The 6079-nt window shown below is 41.9% G+C and carries 3 protein-coding genes and 1 pseudogene; 1 reads left to right on the top strand and 3 read right to left on the bottom strand.

What is annotated here, in order from left to right; all coding sequences use genetic code 11:
- A pseudogene (locus WBA23_RS00905) lies at positions 1-203 on the top strand (RagB/SusD family nutrient uptake outer membrane protein); the annotation flags it as partial.
- Positions 204-282: 79 nt separating this feature from the next.
- Here the strand turns inward: WBA23_RS00905 and WBA23_RS00910 are convergent.
- The 3 genes from WBA23_RS00910 to WBA23_RS00920 form a co-directional block, all read right to left on the bottom strand.
- Complete coding sequence (locus WBA23_RS00910; RefSeq protein ID WP_424580348.1) at positions 283-2805, bottom strand: response regulator; 2523 nt, start codon at positions 2803-2805, stop codon at positions 283-285.
- A 598-nt stretch (positions 2806-3403) separates the two neighbouring features.
- Positions 3404-5344, bottom strand: coding sequence for a molecular chaperone DnaK (gene dnaK, locus WBA23_RS00915; RefSeq protein ID WP_424580349.1), 1941 nt, complete (start codon positions 5342-5344; stop codon positions 3404-3406).
- 241 nt (positions 5345-5585) lie between these two features.
- On the bottom strand, positions 5586-6079 hold a 494-nt coding region (locus WBA23_RS00920; protein ID WP_424580350.1), incomplete at its 5' end, for a sulfatase/phosphatase domain-containing protein.

Consider the following 6079-nt stretch of genomic DNA (forward strand, 5'->3'; position numbering starts at 1 on the left):
GCTGGCGTACCGCTCATGAAGTATTACAGGGCAACTTTTATGGGGATTCATTTCCTAACGCAGTGAATCTTCGCCAGGATGGTGATCAAGCAGACCCCTACAATAGATGGTTTGTAACGAAGAAAAATTTTAGAGAAGAAGCTGACTATCAGTGGCCCATTCCGCAAGGCGAAATCAATATTAACCCTAATCTAGCGAACTAATAGCTCATCAAGTAAGAGGCGATACAGAACAATGACTCTGTATCGCTTTTTTATGTTTGTTGCTGTTGTCTAAGACTACTTACTCATGCGATGTAAGGTGTTTCTTATGATCTTGCATGGTAGTAACCAATTCGTCAATATATTCAATTGACTCCGTAGTAGATTTTCTGATTTCGTCTACAAATTGATTAATCTCAGTTTCGTCTACTGAATCCTGGTCCAGGGCTTCTTTCAACTCGGTAAGGTGCGTATGCAGCTCCTGGTTACCTACCATCTTAATAGAAGGTAGTAATTTATGCGTAAGACGCCGCAGTTCGTATACATCCTTTTGATTAGCTGAGTTAGCAACCTGTTCGGTTAGTAACTGAAAGCTTCGTCGCAGTGAGTCCAGTAGGTTGGTAACAAATTTAACGTCGTCGTTATATTGGTCAATTAGTCGGTGCAATTGCATCATATCATCCTCTTCTTCAGAAGGAGTAAACGGCACTTCATCCGAAGAGATTAGCCCCATATTAAGGGCAATCTTGTAATGCAGCTCGTCAGGATTAAACGGTTTAGATAGATAATCACTCATACCGCAATCCATAACGCGATCTTTCACACCTTGTACAACGTCAGCAGTAAGCGCAATAATAGGTAGATCCTTATAGTCATCGCCTAAATTCCTGATGGCTGAAGCCGCATCACAACCGCTCATGATCGGCATCTGCAAATCCATTAAGACGATATCAAATGTATCTTTTTGTACTTTCTCTACTGCCTGCCGACCATGCTCGGCAGTAGCTACCTGAATACCTACCTTCTGCAAGAAACTTGTCGCAACCATTCGATTTGAGGGGTTATCTTCTACTAATAAAAGGTTGATCCCTTTAAGCTTTTCAGTATCAACGCTCTGCCTTGCTTGCTGCGATTCTTTCGTGATTTTAGCACTGTGCTCATACGTAAGTATAAAACTAAAACTGCTTCCTAAGCCTTCTTTACTTCTTACTGAAAGTTCACCCCCTTGTATATCAACTAATCGCTTGCAAATAGTCAATCCGAGCCCCGTTCCACCAAACTTGCGGGTAGTATCATCAGAGCCTTGGGTATAATCTTGAAAAATAGATTTAAGCTGATCAGCCGGAATACCAATTCCCGTGTCTCGTACATCAAACTTAATCTTACACTGATTCTTTTTCTTACTGAGCAATTCAGCATGGACTGAGACGAAACCTCGTGCAGTGAACTTGATTGCATTCCCGACCAAGTTATTAAGGATTTGAGTAAGTCGTACTTCGTCACCAAGTACATATTCAGGAATGGTATCATCCCAATCGGAACGAACACTAATATTTTTCTCTTCAGCCCTAAACTTGAAAGCTTTAATAATACCTTCGGATACTTCACGGGGACTGAAATTGATTTTTTCTAACTTTATTTTTCCGGCATCAATTTTAGCAAAATCAAGAATATCATTAATAATTACCAGAAGGTGATTTGCTGAAAACTGTAGGCTTTTCATATATTCTAACTGATCCTCCCGAGGACCTTCATCCATGAGTAGGCGGGTCATGTTAATTACCACATTTAGCGGAGTCCGAATTTCGTGACTCATAGTAGAGAGAAAGTCTTGCTTGGCTAATGCAGCTCGCTCAGCCTTCTCTTTGTCAAGACGTAGTCTGCTAGCTATTCTAACGTGGTCGGTCATATCGAAACAAACTAACGAGTAACCTACCGATTCTCCCTCCTCATTGGTTAGGGCCGCAGCACTAACATGAACGGGAAACGTTTTACCATTACTATGTCGCATCGTAATCTCACCTTCCCAGTGCTCCTTTTTAATAAAATCTTGATGACGAATTTCGTTAGCAAGCTGTCCACTTTTGGGTATTAATAGCTCGGAAGTCTTTTTTCCTAAAGCTTCTTCCCTTGTCCAGCCGAACAAACGTTCTGCGTACTGGTTCCAGTAAACAATTTTGCCGTTAGTATCAGCCGCAATAATACTACTATCTAGTTGGTCTAGCATTGAAGCTTGAAAGGTAACCTGCTTTTGCGCTCTTTGGCGGTCGCGTGCTTCACATTTAAGCTGTAACAATGTATCCTCTAAATCTTTAGTACGGTTTTTCACCAATACCTCGAGATTATCTTTATGCAACTGAAGTTCTCGTTCGGCTCGCTCCCTTTCTTCAACTTGTTTTTGTAGTTCATTATTCGCTTGCTTCAGACTAGAAGTGGATAGGTTTTTTAGTAACCTAGGAAGAAAGGGCAAGATGGCAATAGCAGCAGCTACTGAGATAGCTGCATTTGATACTTTCTGCCAGCCTGACACTCGGTACGAAGGCTGCCAAATAGTATACATTTCCATAATATGCGTAATCCCACAGGATAAGATAAACGCAACAAATAGCCAAAATACGGGCTTAACCTTTTGAAGACCCCTGCGCTTTTTCATAAATAGAATGGTAGCTAATGGAATTACGAAATATGAAGTCCCGGCCATTCCATCTGATAGCGTATTCAACCAGAAGAGCATCTCGGGCTGCCATAGATGGCTATGGCCATAGGGCATAACCCCTTCAATATTTGGCCAGCCTTTTAAGGTAGTTTGAATCGTATTTATCATGTTTGAGGACATATTGTTTCTTGAGCCTGTCTAACGCTCAAATAATTGAATTCGATAAATTAGTGCGTATTATTCTTATGTTAGAAATAATGCCAATGCGCATAGTATTAAAGGGTTTAGTTGCTGTTTCTTATCGGATAAACCGATTATCTTACGTAGTTTAATTTAATTATGTAGTCTATTTTCTATACTTGATAGTGCTAATTAGTAGCAATTTGATGTGTGTTGATTTATATAAGATTGACATATTTTTTTAGTAAATAAGCAATTGGGCATCACACACACCCTTTTTATAACACATATGTTAAACTACAGAACGGAAGGCAAAGAAGGATAAAAAAATTAGGCGTTTTATTACATAGTAATGAAATGACAAAAACAAAAAATACACAATTAGTAGAGCATCTCTAACAAGATAGGAAATACAAAAAATAGTAATTTTTTCAATATAAAATATAATTATTTATGCTTATATCTCATCAATTTATAATGGGTGAGGGAATATCAATTGAATTAGGAGAAAAGCTATGTAAAGATAAACTGAATGGAAATAAAAAAAGCCCCAAGTGGGGCTTCTTAAAATAGAGGGGCGGTTAAGCTATTTCTTGTCTTTGTCGTCTACCTCTTCATATTCCACATCAGATACATCAGCATCGCTGGTATCATCAGTGCTGTTTTGCTGATCACTAGCTTCTGCTGATTCAGGTCCGCCTGCACCAGTAGCATCAGCGCCAGCAGCTTGATACATCTCCTGTGAAGCGTTTTGCCACGCGGCATTCAGCTTTTCCATAGCCGCATCAATTCCACTTATATCCTGAGCCTGATGAGCAGTCTTCAATTCAGCTAAAGCATCCTCAATAGGTTTTTTGTTACCTTCGGATAGCTTATCGCCGTATTCGCTTAACTGCTTTTCTGTTTGAAAAACAAGTGAGTCAGCTGCATTAATCTTCTCAATCTTCTCGCGCTCCTGCTTATCCGTTTCGGCATTGGCCTCCGCTTCCTTACGCATCTTCTCTATCTCCTCATCGGTAAGTCCGGATGAAGCCTCAATGCGGATTTTCTGTTCTTTGCCGGTACCTTTATCCTTGGCCGATACATTCATGATACCATTGGCATCAATATCAAAAGCCACTTCAATTTGTGGTACTCCACGCGGTGCTGGTGGTATTCCATCCAGGTGAAAGCGTCCGATAGTTCGGTTGTCTTTCGCCATAGAGCGCTCGCCCTGTAGCACATGAATCTCTACCGATGGCTGATTGTCCGAAGCCGTTGAGAATGTCTCAGACTTCTTGGTAGGAATTGTAGTGTTGGATTCAATCAGTTTGGTGAAAACACCACCCATGGTTTCAATACCCAGTGATAACGGAGTTACATCTAGCAGTAGCACGTCTTTCACGTCGCCACTAAATACTCCGCCTTGAATCGCAGCACCAACAGCGACCACCTCATCAGGATTTACTCCTTTAGAAGGCTTCTTTCCGAAGAACTTCTCTACCTCTTCCTGAATTTTAGGAATACGAGTAGAACCTCCTACCAAAATCACTTCATTAATTTCAGAAGTAGAGATTCCAGCATCTTTTATCGCTTGCTTGCACGGCTCTAACGTTCTCCGTACTAAATCGTCTACTAATTGCTCAAATTTGGAACGACTCAAGCTACGTACTAAGTGCTTAGGTATACCATCTACCGGCATAATGTACGGAAGGTTAATCTCCGTACTAGTAGCACTGGATAACTCAATCTTCGCTTTCTCAGCCGCTTCTTTCAAACGCTGCAAAGCCATTGGGTCCTTCCGTAAATCAATATTGTTTTCTTTTTCAAATTCGTCGGCTAACCAATCAATGATGCGGGCATCAAAGTCATCACCACCTAGGTGAACATCACCGTTCGTTGATTTTACTTCAAATACCCCATCGCCTAACTCAAGAACCGAAACATCAAATGTTCCTCCTCCCAAATCGTAAACCGCAATAGTCATGTCCTGATTTTTCTTATCAAGACCGTAAGCTAATGCCGCTGCTGTTGGCTCGTTAATAATTCGCTTTACATCCAGTCCGGCAATTTGTCCAGCTTCTTTGGTAGCCTGACGTTCAGCATCATTAAAGTAAGCAGGCACGGTAACTACCGCTTCAGTAATGGTGGTTCCTAAGTAATCTTCGGCAGTTGATTTCATCTTTTGCAGAATCATGGCCGAAAGCTCCTGCGGAGTATACAACCGGTCGCCAATTTTCACGCGAACCGTATCGTTGTTTCCTTTTTCTATTTGGTAAGAGATATTCTTCATCTCTGCGGAGACTTCCGAATGCTTTTTACCCATAAACCGCTTCACCGAGCTAATCGTATTCTGCGGATTCGTGATTGCTTGTCGTTTGGCGGGACTACCTACCTTACGCTCTCCGTTGCCATTATCTAAAAAGGCAACGATAGAGGGAGTAGTCCGGCCACCCTCGCTATTAGGGATGACGACAGGTTCGTTGCCCTCCATCACCGCTACGCAAGAGTTGGTTGTTCCTAAATCTATTCCTATTACTTTTCCCATAAATATATTTTTATAAAGTTGAATTTTTAGTTTCTCACACTCTATAACATCAATGGGTATGCCAAGCAGAAGTATTATGACAGATTGTCAGAGAAGCACGGTTAGTGTTAGAGTGTTATGGTGCGGAGTGTTATAGCACTTTGTGTTCGTGTGTTCAAGTACTCAAGTTGTTGCCGCGCAATATTCGTGTGACTTGTAAACTTTGAACCCCCAAGTATATTAACACAATAACACTTTTTTTCTAGCGGTTAGCCAACTCTTCCCAGGCCACAACGCCTACGCGATCGGCCCAGTTCTGCCACATCTGAGAAAGTTCTTCTACTCGCTCAGGATATTGGCTAGCTAAGTTCTGAGTTTCAGAGCGGTCTTCGGCCATATTGTATAGTTCCCATTTCTTCGTGGGGCCGGGAGCCGCTAGTTTCCAGTTACCGTTCCGAATGGCCCGATTGCCCATATGTTCCCAGAATAGCGGCTGACTGCGCTGAATGGAATCGCCCCGAATAATTGGAACCAAACTGATGCCTTCGGTGGGTTTTATTGATTGATTTTGATATTGTCGGGGATATTCGGTTTGGGCTAAATCGGTGCAGGTAGCCATCAGATCAACCACGTGGCCTACCTGCCGGTCAATACGACGTTGTTTAATCTGGCGGGGATAATGAACAACAAACGGGGTAGCAATGCCGCCTTCGTGTACCCAACTCTTATAGAGCCGGAAAGGAACGTTACTGGCAT

It is taken from the genome of Tunicatimonas sp., assembly GCF_049647865.1.
Classification (GTDB): Bacteria; Bacteroidota; Bacteroidia; order Cytophagales; family Cyclobacteriaceae; genus Tunicatimonas.